Raw genomic sequence first — 20,770 nt, 5'->3', positions numbered from 1 at the left:
TGTGCCTGTAACTTCGAGATCATAAACTGTGCTAAATGATCTCTTTGATAAAATTAAAATTCTTTCCTCAGCCAGCTATTGATTCTTTTGAACCAGTTGCTTACTGAAGCGCGTTTTTCGACTTCATGCTCACCACCAAGGTGAGACTCCTTGCCGTAATGCAGCAACCCGACCGCTGTGGAGTAGTAAGGTTCCTGCGCATAATCTGTCAGACCTGTAATATTTAATGGCTGGCCGATACGCACCTGCGTGTGAAACACGCGCTGCGCGCAGGCCGCCAGGCCGTCTATTTGCGCGGCGCCACCGGTAAGCACGATGCCTGCCGCCAGATGGTGCTTGACGCCCTGTTGACGTAACTGCTCCTGCAACTGTAAAAGTTCGTCGTTCACCAAATTCAACAGTTCGGTGTAACGCGGTTCAATCACTTCCGCCAGCGTCTGCCGTTGCAGACTGCGTGGTGGGCGCCCCCCTACGCTGGGGACTTCAACATTTTCATCTTTACCGACAATCGAGCCCAGCGCGCAGCCATGGCGAACTTTGATCGCTTCGGCGTCCGTCGGCGGCGTACCAAAAGCGTAGGCGATATCGCTGGTTACCACGTTACCCGCGTAAGGAATAACCTTGGTATGCCGCAAGGCGCCGCCGGTGTATACCGCGATGTCCATCGTTCCACCGCCGATATCCACGACACAGACGCCCAGCTCGCGCTCATCTTCCGTCAGCACGGCATAGCTGGATGCCAGACCGGCGAAAATCAGTTGATCCACTTTCAGGCCGCAGCGTTCTACGGCTTTAACAATATTCTTCGCCATATCGTTATGGCAGGTAATCAGGTGAACCTTCGCCTGCATACGCACGCCGGATAATCCGACCGGATTTTTGATCCCTTCCTGGTAATCAATCGCATACTCTTGCGGAATCACATGCAGAACGCGGTGTTCATCGCGTACGCGTACCGACTTGGCGGTATGCACCACGCTTTCGACATCCTCTTGCGTGACTTCCTCTTCCGAAATAGGCACCATCCCTATTTCGTTCTGACAACTGATATGTTTGCCAGAGAGCGCCAGATATACCGAAGATATCTGGCAATCCGCCATCAGTTCAGCCTGGTCAATCGCACGCTGAACGCATTTGACGACCGATTCAAGATCGTTAACGCCGCCTTTATCCATACCGCGCGACGGGCAACTGCCCACACCGATAATATTGACCATGCCATCGGGCAGAACCTCCCCTACCAGCGCAGCCACCTTTGCCGTACCGATTTCCAGCCCAACTACCAGTTTTCTGTCCGTCGACTTGATCATTGTTGTTTAGCCTGTGCCTGATTCTGATTACTATTCTGTTGCTGATCAATGTCTTGCTGCTGATCAACACTTTGCTGATCAAACAAGGCCGGCCCCCAACCTACCGCCGCGCCAGAGTCATAACGCAGATCGACATAGCTGATACGTTTGCTATCGCTCTGCGCCTGACGTTGCAACAGCGGATAGAGCTCAATGAAGCGCTCTAGGCGCCGGGCCCGATCGTCCCGTCCCAATTCAAGGCGGGTATCATCACTCAACCCCAGTTGCCAGGAGTGGCGAGCACTCATCGCAACCATTTTCAGAGTAAACTTCCCTGCGGCCAGCACCTGATTCATGGTCCGATAGCCTTCCAGCACTTCTACTTCACTGCCTTCCGGGCCGTACAATAACGGCATCTTACGGTTGCCAATACGCTCAGCCGGCACGCTGAAGGAGTTCCCCTCGGCGTCAACCATTAATAGGTCATTCCAACGCGCAACCGGAACATATTCAACCAGATGAATCTTCAATTCATCCGGCCACTGCTTACGAACGCTGGCCTGTTTGATCCACGGCAGACGTTCAATCTGCTGTTGGATTACGTTCACATCCTGCGTCATAAAGGTTCCCGGTGAACCCAGCGCTAAAATCGCCTGACGAATATCGTCGTTAGTGGTGTATTGCCTTTCACCGGTCACCACCATTTTTGACAAAGGCAGACGACTGGCGTCATGCATCCATCCCACGACCATCCAGCCGCCCCAGACGATCGTTCCTACAACCATCAGCAGGAAAATCAATCCCGCCAACTGGCTCCCGTTACTGCGACGAGCGCCTTGAGACTCCGGCTCTCGTCCGCGCGTATTCAGTGCTGCCTGCGACATGTCAGTCGGCCAACTCCAAAATCCTGGCAACCAGCTGCGAGAAGGTCAGGCCGTGTTGCCGTGCCGCCATCGGCACCAAACTGTGGCTCGTCATCCCCGGAGAGGTATTCACCTCCAGCAGATAGGCGGAACCGTCGCTATCCATCATCAGATCCACCCTGCCCCAGCCGCTGCAATCCAGCGCACGATAGGCCGCCATCGAGAGTTCGGCCAATTCCCGCTCTTTTTCAGATGACAAACCGCTTGGACAAAAGTACTGCGTATCATCCGACAGATATTTCGCTTCATAATCGTAAAATGTGCCCGCAGCCTGGATGCGAATAGACGGCAGGACTTCATCGCCAAGAATAGCGACCGTGTACTCCGGACCGCTGAGCCATTTTTCGACCAGCACTTCATCGTCATGGCGGAACGCTTCTTCCAGCGCGGCCGCCAACTCACCGGCTTGACTCACCTTGCTCATCCCGACGCTGGAGCCTTCGCGGCTTGGTTTTACAATCAGCGGCATGCCTAACTGCGCGAATTTCGCCAACAGCGCATCCTGATCGGCGGCGGCAAACGCCTGCCGGCTCAGGGCGACATAAGGCGAGACCGGTAAGCCCAATGCCTGCCACACCAGTTTGGTGCGCAGTTTGTCCATCGTCAGCGCGGACGCCATCACGCCGCTGCCGGTGTAGGGCAGTTGCAAGAACTCCAGCAAACCTTGCAAGGTGCCGTCTTCGCCGCCACGGCCGTGCAGAGCGATAAAAACCTTAGTGAACCCTTCATCCTTTAAATGCGTCACCGGAAACTCGCGCGTATCGACAGCGTGGGCGTTGATCCCCACTTCTTGCAAACCTTCCAGCACCGCCTGACCCGAAAGCAACGACACTTCACGTTCGGCAGAGGTTCCACCAAGCAATACAGCAACTTTCTCAGTCATGATGTTCCTCATTCACTTATCTGTGGCTGTAGCCTGGAATCAGCCAGTTTCCGCGCCAGTTTGCCGATATTGCCGGCGCCCTGAACCAGGACCAGATCCCCGTCACGTAGCGCCTGTGACAACAGTTCCGGCAACGTATCCACATCCGACACTAAAATCGGATCAATCTTACCGCGTCCGCGGATGGTACGGCACAAAGAGCGGCTATCCGCGCCGGGGATCGGCGATTCGCCCGCCGGATAAACATCCAGCATAAACAAAACATCCACCTGCGACAGAACGTGAGCAAAGTCATCATATAAGTCGCGAGTACGCGTATAACGGTGCGGCTGAAAAATCATTACCAGACGCTTGTCCGGCCATCCCGCGCGCGCCGCCTTGATGGTCGCGTCGACTTCGGTCGGATGATGACCGTAGTCATCCACCAACATGGCGCTGCCGCTTTGACCGTTCACCAGCTCCAGCGGATACTCGCCCAGGAAATCAAAGCGCCTGCCGGTACCCTCAAATTTTTCCAGCGCCCGCAGAATCGACTCATCATCAATGCCTTCGTTCATCGCAACAGCGACGGCGGCGGCGGCATTCAACGCGTTATGGCGGCCAGGCGCGTTCAGCGTCACATTCAGCAGCGGCTTATCCTGACGCGCCAGCGTGAAATGCCCTTGCGCACCGGTCTGCCGGTAGCTGGCGATGCGTACATCGGCATCATCGCTGAAACCGTAGGTGGTGATATGGCGCCCGACCCGCGGCAACAGCTCACGGATAACATCATCATCCACACACATTACGGCCCGACCGTAAAACGGCAAATTGTGCAAAAAGTTAATAAACGTCTGTTTCAGGTTTTCAAAATCGCCCTGATACGTATCCATGTGATCGGCTTCGATATTCGTGACGATAGCGACCACCGGCTGCAAATGCAGGAACGACGCGTCGCTTTCATCCGCCTCGGCAATCAGATAACGGCTGGAACCCAGACGCGCATGCGTGCCCGCCGCCTTCACCAGACCACCATTCACAAATGTCGGATCCAACCCGGCCTCGGCATAAATGCTGGCGACCATGGCCGTCGTGGTAGTTTTACCGTGCGTTCCCGCAACCGCGATGCCGTGACGAAAGCGCATTAATTCCGCCAGCATCTCCGCCCGGCGAATCACCGGGATACGCGCTTCATGCGCCGCGACAATCTCCGGGTTATCAGCGGAGATCGCGGTGGAGACCACGACCACGCTGGCATTCAGCACATTTTCGGCCCGATGATGGAAATAAATCTGCGCGCCCAGCGCGCTCAATTGTTGGGTCACGGCATTCGGCGCCAAATCGGAGCCGCTTATCTCATAGCCTTCATTAGCCAACACTTCGGCGATACCGCCCATGCCGGCACCGCCAATGCCGACAAAGTGAATGTGCCGGACGCGATGCATCTCGGGCACGATTGAACGCAGTTTCGCCAGTTGTTGAGTATTCACTTTTTTCTATCGCTACCTTATTTAATCCCCGAGCGGCCGCGCCGCCCGGCAATACTGTATTAATTAATCAGCTATGAACTACACGACCGGTTCGTCCGCCCGCCACGGCGCTCACCACTTCAGCTACGCGCTGCGTCGCGTCGGGGATGGCCACAGAGCGGGCCTTTTCCGCCATCGCCATCAACGTGGCGCGATCCCAGCTCGCTAAAACCTCAGTCACTGATGCAACGTTAAACTGTGGTTGTTCGATAATCTTCGCCGCCCCCGCTCTTTCCAGCGACAGAGCGTTCCAATACTGCTGGCGATCCTTATGCTGAAAAGGAACAAACAGCGCGGGCAGTCCAGCCGCAGCGATTTCACTGACCGTCAGCGCGCCGGAGCGACAAACCACCACGTCGGCCCAGGCATAGGCTTCCGCCATATCATCAATAAATTCAGCGATCTTATGCTGCGGCTGCCCAAGCTGCCGATAGGCTTGCTCAACCTCCGCCTGCGCGCCTTTACCGACCTGATGCCAAATCGTAACGCTATCGCCTAACTTCGCGGCGACGCCCGGCAGCGTCTGATTAAGGATCCTTGCGCCCTGGCTACCGCCAACCACTAAAACCCGAACCGGTCCGGTACGTCCGGTCAGACGAGCCGCTGGCGCGGGCAAAGCCAGTACATCCGTTCTTACCGGATTGCCGACCACTTCCGCTTTCGGAAATGCGCCCGGAAATGCCTGCAATACTTTTTTGGCGATATGCGCCAGCCAGCGATTGGTTAGCCCGGCAATGCCGTTTTGTTCATGCAGCACCACCGGCACGCCGCACAACCAGGCGGCCAAGCCTCCCGGTCCGGAAACATAGCCGCCCATTCCCAGCACCACATCAGGCTGATAACGACGTATAATGGCCTGCGCCTGACGAACCGCCCGGAAAATGCGTAAAGGCGCGCATAGCTGTGCTTTTAGCCCCTTGCCTCGCAGTCCGGAGATACGGATGAAATCAATTTCAATACCATGCTTGGGGACTAAATCCGCTTCCATACGATCCGCTGTACCCAGCCACCGTACCTGCCAGCCTTGAGCCATCAGATGATGCGCGACGGCAAGACCGGGGAAAACATGTCCTCCCGTGCCGCCTGCCATCACCATCAAACGCTTTCCTTCGCCACTCATCTGGCACTCCTCGTAAACGCCTGCGCTTTGGTCAGACGCGTTTCAAAATCAATACGCAACAATAAAACGATGGCCGTCGACATAATGAGCAGGCTCGAACCGCCGTAGCTGATCAACGGCAGCGTCAACCCTTTGGTCGGCAGCATACCCGCCGCCGCGCCGACATTTACCAACGTCTGAAAACTGAACCAGATGCCGATCGAACAAGCCAGAAAACCTGAAAAACGCTGGTTAATCTCCAGCGCCCGCCGCCCGATGGACATCGCACGAAAAGCGACGAAGAATATCATTAACAGCGCCAAAACCACACCGATATAGCCGAGTTCTTCGCCTAAAATGGAGAAAATAAAGTCGGTATGCGCCTCCGGCAAATATTCCAGCTTCTGCACCGAATTGCCCAGCCCTTGCCCCCATAGCTCACCGCGGCCAAACGCCATCAGAGACTGGGTCAACTGATAGCCGCTGCCGAACGGATCTTCCCATGGATTCCAAAAGGACGTCACACGCCGCATACGATAAGGTTCGGCGACAATCAGCAGGCAGACGGCGAAAATACCGCAGCCGATAATAGCCAGGAACTGCCACAGTTTCGCGCCGGCTAAAAACAGCATCGCCAGCGTAGTAATAAACAGCACCACCACCGTTCCCAGGTCCGGCTGAGCCAGCAGCAGCACGGCCAACACCACCATCACGCCCATCGGCTTACAGAATCCCCAGAAATTGTTACGCACTTCATCCACCTTGCGCACCATATAGCTGGAGAGGTAGCAAAACAGCGCCAGCTTGGATAACTCCGCAGGCTGAATACGCAGCGGCCCCAGCGAAATCCAGCGGGATGCCCCGTTTACGGAACTGCCAACGGCCAGCACCACCAGCAGCATCACCATCGCCAGTAGCAGCAGAACCGGGCTGTAACGCTGCCAAATCTCCATGGGAATGCGTAACGTCACCAGAGACAACCCTAAGGCCAACCCCAGATACAACGCATCCCGCTTGGCAAACAGGAAAGGATCGCTCGCCAGACGTTGTCCGATCGGCATTGAAGCCGACGTCACCATCACAAAACCAATAACAGCCAGCCCGAACGTCAGCCATACTAGGGTACGGTCATACAGGACAAGGCTCAGCGAATCGCTTTCCCGCGACCCCATAACCCAGTGCTTTATACGTTCGATAAATGCCAGCCCAAACAACCGCATTAGCCCAGTTCCTCCGCCAAGCGGGCAAATTCATCACCCCGTTGTTCAAAACTGCGGAACTGATCGAGGCTGGCGCACGCAGGCGACAGCAACACCATATCGCCTGGCGCCACGCGCCCGGCTATCAGCCGCATGGATTGTTCCATTGTCTCCGTTCTCTCTGCAATTTCTGGCCGCAGCGCCGCCAGTTGCTGACCATCGCGTCCGAAACAATAAAGCCGGATGTTATCGCCCTGAAAATAACGTAGCAAAGGCGAGAAATCGGCGGATTTGCCATCGCCGCCCAACAACAAATGCAGGGTGCCGTCGATGTTCAGACCGCTCAGAGCCGCTTCGGTACTGCCAACGTTGGTCGCCTTGGAGTCATTGATCCAGCGCACGCCGTTGTTTTCCCACACCAGTTGAAAGCGATGCTTCAGCCCGGTAAAAGCGGTCAGCGCGGTTAACGCCGACGAACGGGGGATGCCGACGGCGTCGGCCAACGCCAGGGCAGCCAGCGCATTGGTGTAGTTATGCTGTCCCACCAGTTTAATTTCCCGGGTGTTCAATACCCGCTCGCCCTTAATTCGCAGCCAGGTTTCCCCCTGCTGGCGGTTCAGATGATAATCGCCGACGTCGACACCAAAACTGACGCAGCGTTCGTCCGCGCCGCGAATGGGCATCGTCAGCGCGTCATCCGCATTGACGACGCATACTTTGGCGTTTTCATAAATACGTAACTTAGCGGCGCGATACTGCTGCAAACCAAGCGGGTAACGGTTGGTATGATCTTCGGTCACGTTCAGAATGGTCGCCGCCGCCGCATGTAAGCTGCTGGTGGTCTCCAGTTGGAAGCTCGACAGCTCCAGCACATAGAGTTGACATTCATGCTGAAGCAATTGCAGCGCGGGCAAACCAATATTCCCCCCCACGCCCACCTGCCAGCCGGCGGCACGCGCCATATCGCCAACCAGCGTCGTCACCGTGCTTTTACCGTTAGAACCGGTAATCGCCACGATAGGCGCCTGGGCCTCACGACAAAACAGTTCGATATCGCCGACAATCTCAATCCCGGCGTCTGCGGCATCGCCCAGTATGGGAGTAGACAAGGCGATGCCCGGGCTGGCCACGATCAAATCGGCGTCCATCAGCCAGCTTTCGTTGAGATCGCCGAGATGGCGCTCCACATTTTCCGGCAGTTTATCCAATCCGGGCGGACTGACACGGGTATCCACCACGCGCGGCACCACGCCACGCGCAAGAAAGAAATCAACACAGGAGAGGCCGGTTAGCCCCAGCCCGATAATGACGACTTTTTTACCCTGATAGTCCACCATATTTTACCGTACCTTCAGCGTTGCCAGGCCAATCAGCACCAGCATCAGCGAAATAATCCAGAAACGTACAATCACGCGCGGTTCCGGCCATCCTTTAAGTTCATAATGATGGTGAATCGGGGCCATGCGGAAAATACGCTGACCTCGTAACTTAAAGGATCCTACCTGCAAAATGACCGACAGCGTTTCCACTACGAACACGCCGCCCATAATCACCAGCAAAAACTCCTGACGCAGCAGCACCGCGATTGTTCCCAACGCGCCGCCCAACGCCAGCGAACCCACATCGCCCATGAAAACCTGGGCTGGGTAGGTGTTAAACCACAGGAATCCAAGCCCTGCGCCCACAATCGCCGTACACACAACCACCAGCTCACTGGCATGACGGATATAGGGAATATGCAGATAACCGGCAAAATTCATATTCCCCGTGGCCCAGGCGACCAATGCAAACCCGGCGGCAACAAACACCGTCGGCATGATGGCCAGGCCGTCCAGACCATCGGTCAGGTTCACCGCATTGCTGGTCCCAACAATCACAAAGTAGGCCAGCACGATATAAAGCAGCCCCAACTGCGGCATAACGTCCTTAAAGAACGGCACAACCAGCAGCGTTGCCGGCGTGTCCTTGCCGATCGAATACATGACGAACGCCACCACCAGCGCAATCACCGACTGCCAGAAATATTTCCAGCGCGCAATCAGCCCCTTGGTATCTTTACGTACCACTTTGCGATAATCATCGATAAAGCCGACCGCGCCGTAACCCAGCAGAACAACCAGTACACACCAGACATACGGATTAGCGAGATTCACCCACATCAGCACCGAAACAGTGATAGAGGCCAGAATCATCACGCCGCCCATCGTCGGCGTTCCCCGCTTGCTGAAATGCGATTCCGGTCCGTCATTGCGCACCACCTGCCCAATCTGCAAGCGTTGCAGCCAGGCAATCAAATGCGGCCCCATCCATAAAGAAATCACCAAAGCGGTCAGCAGGCTGACGATGGCCCGGAACGTCAAATAAGAAAAGACGTTAAAACCGGAATAAAATTTGACCAGATGCTCGGCCAGCCACACTAACATGTTGCATTCTCCTGTAATGCGCGTACTACCTGCTCCATCGCAGTGCTACGTGAACCCTTAACCAATATGCTTATTATTTTGTGTTCAGATACCAACGCGCTTAGTCGTGAAACCAGTGTGGCTTTATTCTGAAAATGCTCGCCATTGCCACTCGCTTGGCCAATCAACTCGCTTAACGTTCCCACGCTTAATACTTTGTCGATACCGGCCGCGCGCGCCGCTTTCCCCACCTGGCGATGACACTCCGCCGCCTGCTCGCCCAGTTCGCCCATATCGCCGACGACCATCACGCGGTATCCCGGCATTTCGGCAAGCACCTGCGCGGCAGCCGTCATCGAGCCGACGTTCGCGTTGTAGCTGTCATCCAGCAGCAGTTTTCCTTCCGCCAGCGCAATCGGGAATAATCGCCCCGGTACCGCCTTTATTTGCGCCAAACCGGTTTTGACCGCGGCCAATGTTGCGCCGACGGACATGGACAGCGCAGCCGCCGCCAGCGCATTCGCCACGTTGTGGCGCCCCGGCAATGGCAACACCACTTCGACCTGCCCGAACGGGGTATGCAAATTGAACCGCGTGCCCTGGGCAAACACTTTGACGCCGCTGGCAAAGAAATCGACATCGCTGGCTGCCTGCGGTGAAAAGCGCCACAGCGTTTTATGGTTCAGCATCGGCTGCCAGTGCGGGAAGTCGTTGCTGTCCGCGTTAATAATCGCCACGCCGTCGGCCGACAGACCGGCAAAGATTTCGCCTTTCGCCTGGGCAACGCCGGCCAGAGAACCGAAGCCTTCCAGATGCGCGGCGGCAAGGTTGTTGACTAACGCGCTTTCCGGACGCACCAGATCGACGGTATAAGCAATTTCGCCGATATGATTGGCGCCTAATTCAATCACCGCGAACTGATGCTCCGGCGTCAAACGCAATAACGTTAACGGCACACCGATGTCATTGTTAAAGTTGCCGGCGGTATAAAGAACGTTGCCGCATTGACGCAGGATCGCGGCGGTCATTTCCTTGACGGAAGTCTTACCGGAAGACCCGGTTAACGCTGCCACGCGAGCATTGGACTGTTCTCTTACCCAAGCGGCCAGTTTTCCCAGCGCCAGGCGGGTATCGGCCACTAATAGCTGCGGCACCTCAATAGGTAAGCGCTTACTGACCAACAGAGCCGCCGCGCCGCCTTTTACCGCGTCGGCGGCATAGTCGTGTGCATCAAATTTTTCGCCCTTTAAAGCAACAAACAAACATCCGGCTTTCAGCTTGCGCGTATCGGTTGAGACGTCGTCGATCTCGACGCTTGCACCAATCAATCTGGCGTTCAGTATCGAAGCTATCTGCTGTAGAGAAACGCTAATCATGCGATCACTCCCAACAAGCGGGCGACAGTAATACGGTCCGAATAGTCCAAACGGCGGTTACCAATCAATTGGTAATCCTCATGACCTTTACCGGCCACCAGCACAACATCATTATCTTTCGCCTGCATGATGGCGCGGGTAACGGCTTCGGCTCGACCATGAATCACCTGGACGCGCCCGGCGTCCAGCAGACCCGATAAGATATCGTTGATGATGGCGGCGGGCTCTTCAGTACGTGGATTATCGTCGGTAACCACAACGCGATCGGCCAGTTGCTCCGCTATTCCCGCCATAAGTGGGCGCTTACCTTTATCACGATCGCCGCCGCAGCCAAAGACGCACCATAACAGTCCGTCACAGTGTAGCCGCGCCGCTTCCAACGCTTTCTCCAGCGCATCCGGGGTGTGGGCATAATCCACCACTACCGTCGGTCGGCCCGCGGCGTGAAAAACCTCCATCCTGCCGCACACCGGTTGCAGATGCGAACCGCTGGCAACCAGTTGACTCAAGGGGTAACCCAATGACAGCAGCGTAGCCAGCGCCAATAACAGATTACTGACGTTAAACGCGCCCATCAGATGGCTTTCAATCTCGCCATGCCCCCAACTGGAATCGAAACGAATAATCGTGCCGTTGTCGTGATAGTCGACGCCGGTAGTCTTCAGCCAACGCCCGCGGCAGCCAGGGATAAGATTATTTTCCATGGTAACGGCGACGGCATCCGGCAATTTATCCAGCCAGCGGCGACCGACCTCGTCATCCGCATTGATAATCATCTGGCCCACTCGGTGTTCGGCGAATAGCGACCATTTTGCCGCTTCGTAATGCTCCATATCACCATGATAATCAAGATGATCGCGGCTCAGATTAGTGAATACCGCAGCGGAAAACGGCAAGGCCGCGACACGCCCCTGCACCAGGCCGTGAGAAGAGACCTCCATGGCCGCAAACGTTGCGCCCTGCTCGACCAGCTGTCTCAGAACATGCTGTACATCCACTGCCGATCCGGTGGTATTTTCCGCCGGAACAATGCGCCCCAACAAACCGTTTCCGACCGTTCCCATCACCGCACTGGTTTCGCCCAGCGCCTGACTCCACTGCGCCAATAGCTGTGCCGTGGTGGTTTTACCGTTAGTGCCGGTCACGCCGATCAACTGTAATTTTTCTGCGGGCTGTTGATAGAAACGCCCCGCCAGGGCGGAAAGACGCTGGTGCAGATTGCTGAGGTAAACCACGGGAACGCCATGCACTTCACGTACCGTGCCATCGCCGAATTCATCCTCAGCGTCGGCAATAATCGCCGCCACACCTTGCGCGATGGCCTGCGGAATATAGCGCCGCCCATCTGTTTTGTGGCCGACGACGGCGACAAACAGGTCCCCGGCAGCCGCATTACGGCTGTCTAATGTCATTTCCCGCAGCGCGCACGCCGGGGCGCCTTGCACCCACGGCGCTAATAACTCGCGCAAATTACGATCTGCCACCTGGCCCCTCTTTTCTATTAATTACAAACTCATTTTTGTCACCCGAGGGTAGTGCGTCAGGCTCTACGTTCATCGTGCGCAGAACGCCCCCCATGATGGCGCCAAATATCGGTGCTGAAACCGCACCGCCGTAATATTTACCGGCTTGAGGATCGTTGATGACGACAACCAGAGCAAACCGTGGGTTACTGGCTGGCGCAACGCCCGCCGTATAGGCAATGTATTTATTGATGTATTTTCCATCCGGCCCGACCTTTTTCGCCGTCCCGGTTTTAATTGCAATCCGGTAGCCTTTTATGGCCGCCTTGGTGCCACCACCACCGGGCAGAGCGACGCTTTCCATCATATGAACCACGGTACGCACCAACGCGTCAGGAAACACGCGTTCGCCAGCGACCGGCGGATCAACTTTGGTAATCGACAACGGGCGGTAAATCCCGAAGCTGCCGATGGTGGCATAGACTCGCGCTAACTGTAACGGTGTTACCATTAGCCCGTAGCCGAAAGAGAAGGTGGCCCTCTCTATGTCAGACCACCGTTGTTTTTGCGGGTATAAGCCACTGCTTTCTCCGACCAACCCCAAATTGGTCGCTTTCCCTAACCCCATACGCGAGTATGTATCGACAAGCGCAGAGGAAGGCATCGCTAACGCCAGTTTGGAAACACCGACGTTACTCGACTTCTGGAGGATCCCGGTAAGGGTCAACTCGCTGTAACGCGCCACGTCTTTGATTTCGTGACCGTTAACGTAATACGGCAGGGTGTTGATAACGCTATTCTCTTTTATCACCCCGCGTTGCAGCGCGGTCATCACCACCATCGGCTTCACCGTAGAGCCGGGTTCGAAAATATCGGTAATGGCGCGGTTGCGCATAATGTCTTTGGGCGTGCCGGACAGGTTATTGGGGTTATAAGACGGGCTGTTCGCCATCGCCAGCACTTCCCCGGTGTTGACATCAACCAACACCGCGGTGCCGGATTCCGCTTTGTTAAATGCCACGGCGTTGTTGAGTTCACGATAGACCAGCGCCTGTAACCGCTCGTCAATGCTCAACACCAGATTATGCGCCGCCTGACTGTCAACCGAGGAGATGTCCTCGATCACCCGGCCAAAGCGATCTTTACGCACGGTGCGTTCGCCCGGCTGCCCGGTCAGCCAGCGATCGAAACTTTTCTCGACGCCTTCGATGCCCTGACCGTCAATATTGGTAAAACCAATCAAATGGGAAGTAACCTGGCCCGAAGGATAGTAGCGGCGGGATTCCTGGCGCAGGTTAATGCCGGGCAGCTTCAGCTTATGGATATATTCGCCAATGGCCGGGTTGACCTGGCGCGCCAAATAGACAAAACGCCCTTTGGGATTGGCGTTAATTTTGGCGGCCATCTGATCCAGCGGGATTTCAAGCGCGTCGGAAAGCGCCTTCCAGCGAGTATCCTGCGTGATGCCGCCATGATCGTTCAATTCTTTCGGATCCGCCCAGACGGCGTTTACCGGCACGCTGACCGCCAGAGGACGCCCCGCTCGATCGCTGATCATGCCGCGAGCCGTCGGTATTTCCTGCACGCGCAGGGAGCGCATATCCCCTTCGCGCACCAGCTTATCGGGGTTGATTACCTGGAGATAAGCGGCGCGAACCATCAGTCCGATCATGGCCAGCAGGATGCAGCTACAGAGCAACGCAAAACGCCAGCTAACAAAGCTGGCCTGGTCTTCCTGGCGTTTTAATCTTCCTGTACGAGCTGCTTTCATGCTTAATTGGATGCCTGTTTAGTTCATTGCTTAACCACAATATTTTCCTGTGACGGATCAACATGTCCCATTTGCAGTTTTTCCGTCGCGATCCGCTCAACGCGGCTATGATCTCCTAACGAATTCTCTTCCAGAATCAGGTTACGCCATTCAATATCCAGCGCATCGCGCTCCAGCAGCAGATGTTCACGCTCTGCGGTCAACAGGCGCGTTTTGTGCGCCGTCGTCACGACAAACACCGCAGAGATCAACACCGCGATCATCAGCAACATCGGGATCTTGGCGTTACGCAGCAGATCCTCGCCGATCACCCCAACCAGACCGTGGCGCTCATTGCCTATCATGCCGGCAGCCTCTCGGCAAACCGCAGGACTGAGCTACGCGCCCGCGGATTTTCAGCCACCTCTTCAGCGGAAGGCATCATTTTTCCTACCGGCTTAAGCGTTTGCCCGCCCTGGCTGCGCAACTGCTCTTCCGTCAACGGCATGCCCGCCGGTACCTGTGGACCACGACTCTGATGACGAATAAAGCGCTTCACAATTCTGTCTTCCAGAGAGTGAAAGCTAATGACCGACAGACGGCCATGCGGAGCCAATACGCTCAACGCGCCGTTCAATGCCTGCTCAATCTCTTCCAGCTCGCTGTTGATATAAATGCGGATAGCCTGAAAACTGCGCGTCGCCGGATGTTTGTGCTTTTCGCGAATCGGACTGGCGGCGGCAATCAATTCCGCCAGCTCTTTGGTTCGCGTCATCGGCTCGGTACGATTACGTTCCACAATGGCGCGGGCAATACGCTTGGCAAAGCGCTCTTCACCGAAGGTTTTTAATACCCAGGCGATGTCTTCCGCTTCCGCGTTCATTAACCATTCCGCCGCCGACACCCCACGGGTGGGATCCATGCGCATATCCAGCGGACCGTCACGCATAAATGAGAAACCGCGTTCAGGGTCGTCAAGCTGCGGAGAAGAAACCCCTAAATCCAGCAATACACCATCAATGCGACCGGTAAGGTCGCGTTCCGCCATGTAGTCGGCCAGTGCGGAAAACGGGCCGTGAATAATAGAAAACCGGGGATCGTCTATCGATTTGGCGGCCTCAATAGCCTGAGGATCGCGATCGATAGCCAGCAGGCGTCCTTCTGGTCCCAATTGGGAAAGAATAAGGCGGGAGTGACCGCCACGGCCAAACGTGCCGTCTATATAGATTCCGTTGCTGCGGATGTTCAGACCGTTAACGGCTTCATCCAACAGTACGGTTGTGTGTTTATAATTTTCCGGCATGACTATAGCGATAAGTCCTGCAATCGCTCAGATAACGGTTCCTGAGCCGACTGCTCTGCGTCGATATCATCCTTGACTTGTTGATACCAAGTCTGTTCATCCCACAGCTCAAACTTGTTGAACTGTCCGACCAGCATCACTTCTTTTGTAAGAGCCGCGTGTTGCCGTAACGTACTGGCGATTAATAAACGTCCTGCATTATCCATCTGACATTCGCTGGCATGTCCCAGCAGCAAACGCTGAATACGGCGTTCGGCAGGAACCATACTCGACAGACGGGAAAGCTTTTGTTCAATAATTTCCCACTCAGGCAAGGGGTAAAGCAGCAGGCATGGCTGATGAAGATCAATGGTGCAAACCATTTGACCTTGCGACTCCTCGATCAGCGTTTCCCGATAACGAGTGGGTACGGCGAGCCGCCCCTTGCTGTCGAGGTTAACCAGCGTAGCCCCACGAAACATTCCTGAGTTACCCCTCCATAACCTTTTTCGCCACTTTATCCCACAAATTCCCACATTGAAGAGTGTACGGAGGGTATGAAAACCTTGTCAAGCCAGAGCGGGTGTGCTTTGGAATTATTTCTGCATGAATTTGAGCTGACATGAGGGTAAAAAAAAGAAGGTTGGATAATTAATAAAGATTAACGTCATGAAAATTTGAGGAAAATTCACTAAGAAAATAACTTTGCATAAAAATATAGCAATAAATCCGCATCAGATGATTATTTTTAATGTCACAGACTGATACCAAATATAAATATTTCCGGAATAGTCTTAGCTTGCCTCAGGCCTTAACTGACAAGGCTTGCGCTCATAGGGGCAATTATACTGCTATTGGCAACCTTTGCTCAACGTCACATTTTTGATATTCCTGCTATCGCGTCCTTATTAATCATCGGCTAGACATTAATTTACATTTTTGCTTTGCCAACTTTTCGACCAGAGGAAATAAAAACACTGTTTATATAAACAGATTAATTAGTCTCTTTTAACATCTGACCGCCGGCGTTAAAAATCGGATAGCCTATTCCAGCCATTTATTATCCTCCCCGCATTATTCCCTTTCCATTAATACGTCCATACACATGCAACAACTTGGATAAAAAACGACAACCCATTGTTTAAAAAGTACTTTAACAATCATTGCGCCATAAACTAGCGATTCCTTGCATTGCTAAAAATAAAGTAGCGATAAAGCTGACCGCAAGGTCAAAAATAAATATTTTTAGCTACTTATTAAGCGATATGGCAGTGATGTACACTACTCAAAATTTTAAATGCAAAACAAAAAACCAGCATTACATCTTTACTCTGATTTTTGTTCGCTTCACTACCTGAAACTGGAGTTGGTTGGTATGTTTTCCCCTACATCACGATTACGTAATGCCACCGCAGATACCTTTGCGTTAGTCGTTTACTGTTTCATCACCGGTATGGTGATTGAGATAGGGCTGTCTGGCATGAGTTTCGAACAATCGTTCTCTTCCCGCCTGCTGTCCATTCCAGTCAATATTGTTGTTGCCTGGCCCTATGGCCTCTACCGCGATCGGGTGCTTAGCATGGCTAAGCGCCATATCTCCGCACATTTACTGATACGCAACCTTGCCGACCTGTTCGCGTATGTCAGCTTTCAGTCTCCGGTTTATTTCGCCATTCTTTGGTATATCGGAGTCGATTCATCACAAATGCTGACCGCCGTTGCCAGCAATGCGGTTGTTTCCATGGTGATGGGCGTGCTGTACGGCTATTTTCTGGAATACTGCCGCCGGCTATTCAGAGTCACGTTACCCACGCAGTTTCATCATACCAACAGGCGGCACGCGAATTAATTCCCCGCGCGCATCCGGATGCCGGGCGTCACTGGCGTGAAGCCGTCTTACGGCGCAGTTTGGCAAGCTGCGCCTTGAGGCGGTTGCGTTTCAGGTCAGACAGATTGTCGATAAGCGACAGGCCGTCCAGATGATCGATCTCATGTTGCAGACACACGGCGAACTCCCCTCCGGCGTCAATCTCTTGCGCGTTGCCGTCCAGATCGAGGAATGTCACTTTTACCCGTTTTGAACGCTCCGCCGGCATAGGATGTCCCGGAATGGAGGAACACAATTCCAGATGAGATGTCTTCTCTTGCGAGAATTCGGTTATCTGTGGGTTAATCAAAGCCAGACGTTGACGTTTACCATGCTCATCGGCCATATCTATCACGACGATGCGTTGCGGAATACCGAGCTGAATCGCGGCAAGCCCCGAATCTTTCATCTCGTCAATAACGGCAAACATCTGTTCGACCACCGCTTTAACACCCTCATCAATGGTCTCGACATGATGAGAAACCTGTTTCATCCGCTGGTCGTCGATCCATAGCACCTCAGTTGCAGTCATTGTTATCTCCATTAATGCGTGCCTTTTGCTGTAGCGACATGAGTTTTGCACGCAGTTTTACATCATGAGCATAAAGATAGAGGCCATGGATGGCGCGGGTCATCAACACATTGATAGCATTGAGCATGATGCGCTCTTTCACCGCCTCGCTATTATCGATCAAGGCTTTGCCCTGAAAAGCGGCGCTGTCCTCGTATCTGGCGGGATCGAGCACAATCGCCTCGCGCTGTTCATCCCAGGCCACGGACGGCCCCAGGATCAGGCCGACATAGTTCAGGTCAAATCCCTGAACGGTATATACCGACCCCACTTCGTCAATGGTGTCTGCGCGCTCCGCCCACGGCAAGCGTTCGTTGGGCTTCGAGCGATCCCAGCGCAAACGAAATCGCCCTTCCTCAATAAAATAGTCCTGTCCGTCCAGCCGATAAGGGTAATCGTAAGTTGACAGCATTCTCGACAACCCGCTGAAAGCGTTTTTTTCTTTCACCGCGTCATACATCGCCAGAGCGTCATCGAATACCCTGATTTCGAAAGCGCCTTCCCTATGATTCATAGCGGAAGACGGCAGGGGTGGTAGCTTGCGCCGGCAAAAACAGCGGATCCAGTGCTGAACCGCCGCATCAGCCCGCATTCTGAACTGATGCCGCAACACATAAACATCATGCGGCCACCGGTTCATCATGCGCGACAGTTGGCTTTCACTCCATAGACTCTTGAATTTCAGCACCTGCTGTTCATCAAAAACCAGAATCACAATCCGGGACAGGCGGATAATCTCATCCAAATGATTATCCTGGAAAAAGTGGTTATAGCTGTCGCGCCGGGTCAGTAGCAGATGCGCCTCATCGACCAGAACGATATCGGCTATCGCCCCCCGTTTATCCATGCGATTGATGAACGTGGTCGGCCGTTCATAGTCCTTTTTCCTCAGGCTCGGCTGGTTATCCGTCGCATTTTTATAAGCCTTAAGCATCTCAGGATGATTGACCAGCAGGTAGTTTTCGCTGCCGTAAAGAGGGTGCTGCGGCTGCAGACGAGCATGGGTCTGCAGATCGCAGAAAATGGAATTCAACAAAACGCTTTTACCGGTGCCGGCTTCGCCGTGAATAACAAAAAAAGCATGTTGATCATGTCGATGCGTATTCAGGAATGTTTCAATACTGCGTTTTAACGCGGACTGCTCTTGCGAAAGGTTTTTTTCCGGCGATAGCTTGAAGCTGGCCTGATTAATTTCTGACATACTGATTTGCTGATTTATGAATGTCGCGATCCATTGCAAGCAGGCGCCATACTTTCCCGTCATATGGCGCAATAAAAGGCAGAGTTAACGTCGGCTTAGCGAACCCCGGCGATAGAGGTTACGGCGGATACGGTTAAGCCCCGGTTTCGGCTTTTTCGGCTCGTCCAGACTCGCCAATACCAGTTCCAGCACGCGCTCGGCCACTTCACGGTGACGCTGGGCGACAGACAAAACGGGACACTCCAGAAAATCCAGCAGTTCATTATCGCCAAAGGTGGCAATCGCCAGATTATTCGGCAAGCGTCCGCTCATTTTCAACGTCACATCCATCACGCCTTGCAACAGCGGGAAAGCGGTGGTGAATAGCGCCTTGGGCATCGGATGATCTTTAAGGTATTCGGCAAATACCGCCGACGCCACTCCGCGTTCATAACTGTTGGCATACAGGTATTGCACTTCGCGGGGATCGTCAGCCCAGGCCTGGCGAAAACCCTGTTCACGCAGGAAACTGACGGAAAGCTCGGGTAAGGCGCCCAGATAAAGAACGGATTCGGCCGGAATTTTTCTCAGCTCCCGCGCCAGCATTTCAGCATCTTCAAGATCGGCGCCCACCACACTGGTAAAGTGTTCGCGATCCAATGCCCGGTCCAGCGCGATAATCGGCAAGCTATCCTTCGCCCAACGCTGATAGAACGGGTGCTCAGGCGGTAACGCCGTCGATACGATGATGGCATCGACCTGACGTTGCAGCAGGTGTTCGATACAGCGCATCTCGTTATCAGGCTGATCTTCAGAGCAGGCAATCAACAATTGATATCCACGTTGCCGTGCCTGACGCTCCAGATAATTGGCTATCCGCGTATAGCTGGTATTTTCCAAATCGGGAATAACCAGCCCGATAGAACGCGTGCGTCCGGCACGCAACCCGGCGGCGACGGCATTGGGGTGATAATTGTGCTCTCTGACCACGGCCATGACTTTTTCAACGGTCTTATCGCTGACGCGATACTGTTTTGCTTTTCCATTGATCACATAACTGGCTGTAGTGCGTGAAACACCCGCAAGACGCGCGATTTCATCCAGTTTCACTGGTAACCCCTTTAGTAAGCCGGATAAATAAGTAGAGCGATGACCATAAGCTCATCATGGATATGGCGTAGATCTAACCGCAGACAACCTCGAACAGCAACCGCTTTTATCATATATGCTTAATATTTCAGAGTACCGCCCGTCCGAACGTTGTCATCTATTGGGTATATACCCTTCATCTTTCAAGTTGCAGGTGCGTTGGCTTTCCTCGCTCACCCCGGTCACTTACTGGTGTAAGCTCCCAGGGATTCTCTGCGTCGCCGCCTTCCTGCATCTCGAAATCTATTGGGTATATATAAGATATCGACGGAAAAAATTAAGAGGCCCGACGCAATTATCGGGCCTCTTAAACGAAAAATCAGCGAAAAAATAGCCTTAGCGCATGATTTTATCGCCGCGGGATACGCCGACGATCCCCGAACGCGCGACTTCCACAATCTCCGCCACTTCGCGAACCGCGTTAAGGAATGCATCCAGCTTGTCGCTGGTTCCCGCCAACTGTACGGTGTAAAGAGAAGTGGTGACATCGACAATCTGCCCACGGAAAATCTCCGCGCAACGTTTGACCTCTTCTCGGCCATAGCCCGTGGCCTGCAGTTTCACCAGCATGATTTCACGCTCAACGTGAGAACCCTGCCCCAGTTCGCTCACGCGTAGGACATCCACCAGCTTATGCAGTTGTTTCTCTATCTGCTCCAACGCTTTTTCGTCGCCGACCGTTTGAATGGTCATGCGCGATAGCGTGGGATCGTCAGTGGGCGCAACGGTCAAACTTTCGATATTGTAGCCACGCTGAGAGAACAGGCCGACGACACGCGACAATGCACCTGATTCATTTTCAAGTAATACCGATAAAATCCGCCGCATG

The 20,770-nt window shown here is 54.1% G+C and carries 19 protein-coding genes; 1 reads left to right on the top strand and 18 read right to left on the bottom strand.

Features of this window, described 5'->3' with window-relative positions; all coding sequences use genetic code 11:
• Positions 1-53: 53 nt before the first annotated feature.
• From ftsA to mraZ, 14 genes are all read right to left on the bottom strand, one after another.
• Positions 54-1,310, bottom strand: coding sequence for a cell division protein FtsA (gene ftsA / locus ACN28R_RS23205; protein WP_048637497.1), 1,257 nt, complete (start codon positions 1,308-1,310; stop codon positions 54-56).
• Positions 1,307-2,173, bottom strand: a complete 867-nt coding sequence (ftsQ, locus tag ACN28R_RS23200; protein WP_048637496.1) for a cell division protein FtsQ — start codon at positions 2,171-2,173, stop codon at positions 1,307-1,309. Before ftsQ ends, ftsA begins: the two co-directional genes overlap by 4 nt.
• A 1-nt stretch (position 2,174) precedes the next feature.
• Positions 2,175-3,095: a D-alanine--D-alanine ligase gene (locus tag ACN28R_RS23195; RefSeq protein ID WP_095835603.1), complete on the bottom strand. Its 921-nt coding sequence runs from the start codon at positions 3,093-3,095 to the stop codon at positions 2,175-2,177.
• Between the two features lie 8 nt (positions 3,096-3,103).
• Positions 3,104-4,564: a UDP-N-acetylmuramate--L-alanine ligase gene (gene murC, locus ACN28R_RS23190; protein ID WP_048637494.1), complete on the bottom strand. Its 1,461-nt coding sequence runs from the start codon at positions 4,562-4,564 to the stop codon at positions 3,104-3,106.
• Between the two features lie 67 nt (positions 4,565-4,631).
• A complete protein-coding gene (murG, locus tag ACN28R_RS23185) occupies positions 4,632-5,723 on the bottom strand; it encodes an undecaprenyldiphospho-muramoylpentapeptide beta-N-acetylglucosaminyltransferase (protein WP_048637493.1) in 1,092 nt (363 codons plus the stop codon).
• Positions 5,720-6,922, bottom strand: coding sequence for a cell division protein FtsW (gene ftsW, locus ACN28R_RS23180; RefSeq protein ID WP_048637492.1), 1,203 nt, complete (start codon positions 6,920-6,922; stop codon positions 5,720-5,722). The genes murG and ftsW overlap by 4 nt, the downstream gene beginning before the upstream one ends.
• Positions 6,922-8,238, bottom strand: a complete 1,317-nt coding sequence (murD, locus tag ACN28R_RS23175) for a UDP-N-acetylmuramoyl-L-alanine--D-glutamate ligase (RefSeq protein WP_095835602.1) — start codon at positions 8,236-8,238, stop codon at positions 6,922-6,924. Before murD ends, ftsW begins: the two co-directional genes overlap by 1 nt.
• 3 nt (positions 8,239-8,241) lie before the next feature.
• Positions 8,242-9,324 (bottom strand): phospho-N-acetylmuramoyl-pentapeptide-transferase, encoded by a 1,083-nt coding sequence (mraY, locus tag ACN28R_RS23170; protein ID WP_048637490.1) that lies wholly within the window; start codon positions 9,322-9,324, stop codon positions 8,242-8,244.
• A complete protein-coding gene (murF, locus tag ACN28R_RS23165; protein ID WP_095835601.1) occupies positions 9,318-10,679 on the bottom strand; it encodes a UDP-N-acetylmuramoyl-tripeptide--D-alanyl-D-alanine ligase in 1,362 nt (453 codons plus the stop codon). Before murF ends, mraY begins: the two co-directional genes overlap by 7 nt.
• Positions 10,676-12,163 (bottom strand): UDP-N-acetylmuramoyl-L-alanyl-D-glutamate--2,6-diaminopimelate ligase, encoded by a 1,488-nt coding sequence (gene murE, locus ACN28R_RS23160; RefSeq protein WP_048637488.1) that lies wholly within the window; start codon positions 12,161-12,163, stop codon positions 10,676-10,678. Before murE ends, murF begins: the two co-directional genes overlap by 4 nt.
• The gene (locus tag ACN28R_RS23155) at positions 12,150-13,913 is read right to left on the bottom strand and encodes a peptidoglycan glycosyltransferase FtsI (protein ID WP_048637487.1); all 1,764 of its coding nucleotides are present in this window, start codon (positions 13,911-13,913) and stop codon (positions 12,150-12,152) included. The genes murE and ACN28R_RS23155 overlap by 14 nt, the downstream gene beginning before the upstream one ends.
• Positions 13,914-13,936: 23 nt before the next feature.
• Positions 13,937-14,257: a cell division protein FtsL gene (ftsL, locus tag ACN28R_RS23150; protein ID WP_048637486.1), complete on the bottom strand. Its 321-nt coding sequence runs from the start codon at positions 14,255-14,257 to the stop codon at positions 13,937-13,939.
• Positions 14,254-15,195: a 16S rRNA (cytosine(1402)-N(4))-methyltransferase RsmH gene (gene rsmH / locus ACN28R_RS23145; RefSeq protein WP_048637485.1), complete on the bottom strand. Its 942-nt coding sequence runs from the start codon at positions 15,193-15,195 to the stop codon at positions 14,254-14,256. The genes ftsL and rsmH overlap by 4 nt, the downstream gene beginning before the upstream one ends.
• 2 nt (positions 15,196-15,197) lie before the next feature.
• Positions 15,198-15,656 carry a division/cell wall cluster transcriptional repressor MraZ gene (gene mraZ, locus ACN28R_RS23140; protein WP_048637484.1) on the bottom strand — a complete coding sequence of 153 codons (459 nt, stop codon included), beginning with the start codon at positions 15,654-15,656 and terminating at the stop codon, positions 15,198-15,200.
• A gap of 893 nt (positions 15,657-16,549) precedes the next feature.
• Here mraZ and ACN28R_RS23135 point away from each other — a divergent pair.
• Positions 16,550-17,023, top strand: a complete 474-nt coding sequence (locus ACN28R_RS23135) for an L-alanine exporter AlaE (protein WP_048639801.1) — start codon at positions 16,550-16,552, stop codon at positions 17,021-17,023.
• A 28-nt stretch (positions 17,024-17,051) separates the two neighbouring features.
• Here ACN28R_RS23135 and def read toward each other — a convergent pair whose 3' ends face one another.
• The 4 genes from def to ilvN form a co-directional block, all read right to left on the bottom strand.
• On the bottom strand, positions 17,052-17,573 hold the full coding sequence (gene def / locus ACN28R_RS23130) for a peptide deformylase (RefSeq protein ID WP_048637483.1): 522 nt from the start codon (positions 17,571-17,573) through the stop codon (positions 17,052-17,054).
• On the bottom strand, positions 17,560-18,813 hold the full coding sequence (locus ACN28R_RS23125; RefSeq protein ID WP_095835886.1) for a DUF2075 domain-containing protein: 1,254 nt from the start codon (positions 18,811-18,813) through the stop codon (positions 17,560-17,562). The genes def and ACN28R_RS23125 overlap by 14 nt, the downstream gene beginning before the upstream one ends.
• Positions 18,814-18,897: 84 nt before the next feature.
• Positions 18,898-19,902: a catabolite repressor/activator gene (gene cra / locus ACN28R_RS23120; RefSeq protein ID WP_048637482.1), complete on the bottom strand. Its 1,005-nt coding sequence runs from the start codon at positions 19,900-19,902 to the stop codon at positions 18,898-18,900.
• 375 nt (positions 19,903-20,277) lie between these two features.
• Positions 20,278-20,769 (bottom strand): acetolactate synthase small subunit, encoded by a 492-nt coding sequence (gene ilvN, locus ACN28R_RS23115; protein ID WP_048637481.1) that lies wholly within the window; start codon positions 20,767-20,769, stop codon positions 20,278-20,280.
• Between the last annotated feature and the right edge of the window lies 1 nt (position 20,770).

The organism is Brenneria goodwinii, assembly GCF_002291445.1.
Classification (GTDB): domain Bacteria; phylum Pseudomonadota; class Gammaproteobacteria; order Enterobacterales; family Enterobacteriaceae; genus Brenneria; species Brenneria goodwinii.
Note: the sequence above shows the minus strand (reverse complement) of the source record. Positions and strands in the feature narration are given on the sequence as shown.

Excerpts from the sequence above, each read along its gene's own strand:
- ACN28R_RS23135 (WP_048639801.1), top strand. The coding sequence starts at position 16,550 with ATGTTTTCCCCTACATCACGATTACGTAATGCCACCGCAGATACCTTT.
- ACN28R_RS23195 (WP_095835603.1), bottom strand. The coding sequence starts at position 3,095 with ATGACTGAGAAAGTTGCTGTATTGCTTGGTGGAACCTCTGCCGAACGT.
- murG (WP_048637493.1), bottom strand. The coding sequence starts at position 5,723 with ATGAGTGGCGAAGGAAAGCGTTTGATGGTGATGGCAGGCGGCACGGGA.
- ftsA (WP_048637497.1), bottom strand. The coding sequence starts at position 1,310 with ATGATCAAGTCGACGGACAGAAAACTGGTAGTTGGGCTGGAAATCGGT.
- murF (WP_095835601.1), bottom strand. The coding sequence starts at position 10,679 with ATGATTAGCGTTTCTCTACAGCAGATAGCTTCGATACTGAACGCCAGA.
- mraZ (WP_048637484.1), bottom strand. The coding sequence starts at position 15,656 with ATGTTTCGTGGGGCTACGCTGGTTAACCTCGACAGCAAGGGGCGGCTC.
- ftsL (WP_048637486.1), bottom strand. The coding sequence starts at position 14,257 with ATGATAGGCAATGAGCGCCACGGTCTGGTTGGGGTGATCGGCGAGGAT.
- murD (WP_095835602.1), bottom strand. The coding sequence starts at position 8,238 with ATGGTGGACTATCAGGGTAAAAAAGTCGTCATTATCGGGCTGGGGCTA.
- ftsQ (WP_048637496.1), bottom strand. The coding sequence starts at position 2,173 with ATGTCGCAGGCAGCACTGAATACGCGCGGACGAGAGCCGGAGTCTCAA.
- ilvN (WP_048637481.1), bottom strand. The coding sequence starts at position 20,769 with ATGCGGCGGATTTTATCGGTATTACTTGAAAATGAATCAGGTGCATTG.
- ACN28R_RS23155 (WP_048637487.1), bottom strand. The coding sequence starts at position 13,913 with ATGAAAGCAGCTCGTACAGGAAGATTAAAACGCCAGGAAGACCAGGCC.
- ftsW (WP_048637492.1), bottom strand. The coding sequence starts at position 6,922 with ATGCGGTTGTTTGGGCTGGCATTTATCGAACGTATAAAGCACTGGGTT.
- mraY (WP_048637490.1), bottom strand. The coding sequence starts at position 9,324 with ATGTTAGTGTGGCTGGCCGAGCATCTGGTCAAATTTTATTCCGGTTTT.
- rsmH (WP_048637485.1), bottom strand. The coding sequence starts at position 15,195 with ATGCCGGAAAATTATAAACACACAACCGTACTGTTGGATGAAGCCGTT.
- def (WP_048637483.1), bottom strand. The coding sequence starts at position 17,573 with ATGACTGCAACTGAGGTGCTATGGATCGACGACCAGCGGATGAAACAG.
- ACN28R_RS23125 (WP_095835886.1), bottom strand. The coding sequence starts at position 18,813 with ATGTCAGAAATTAATCAGGCCAGCTTCAAGCTATCGCCGGAAAAAAAC.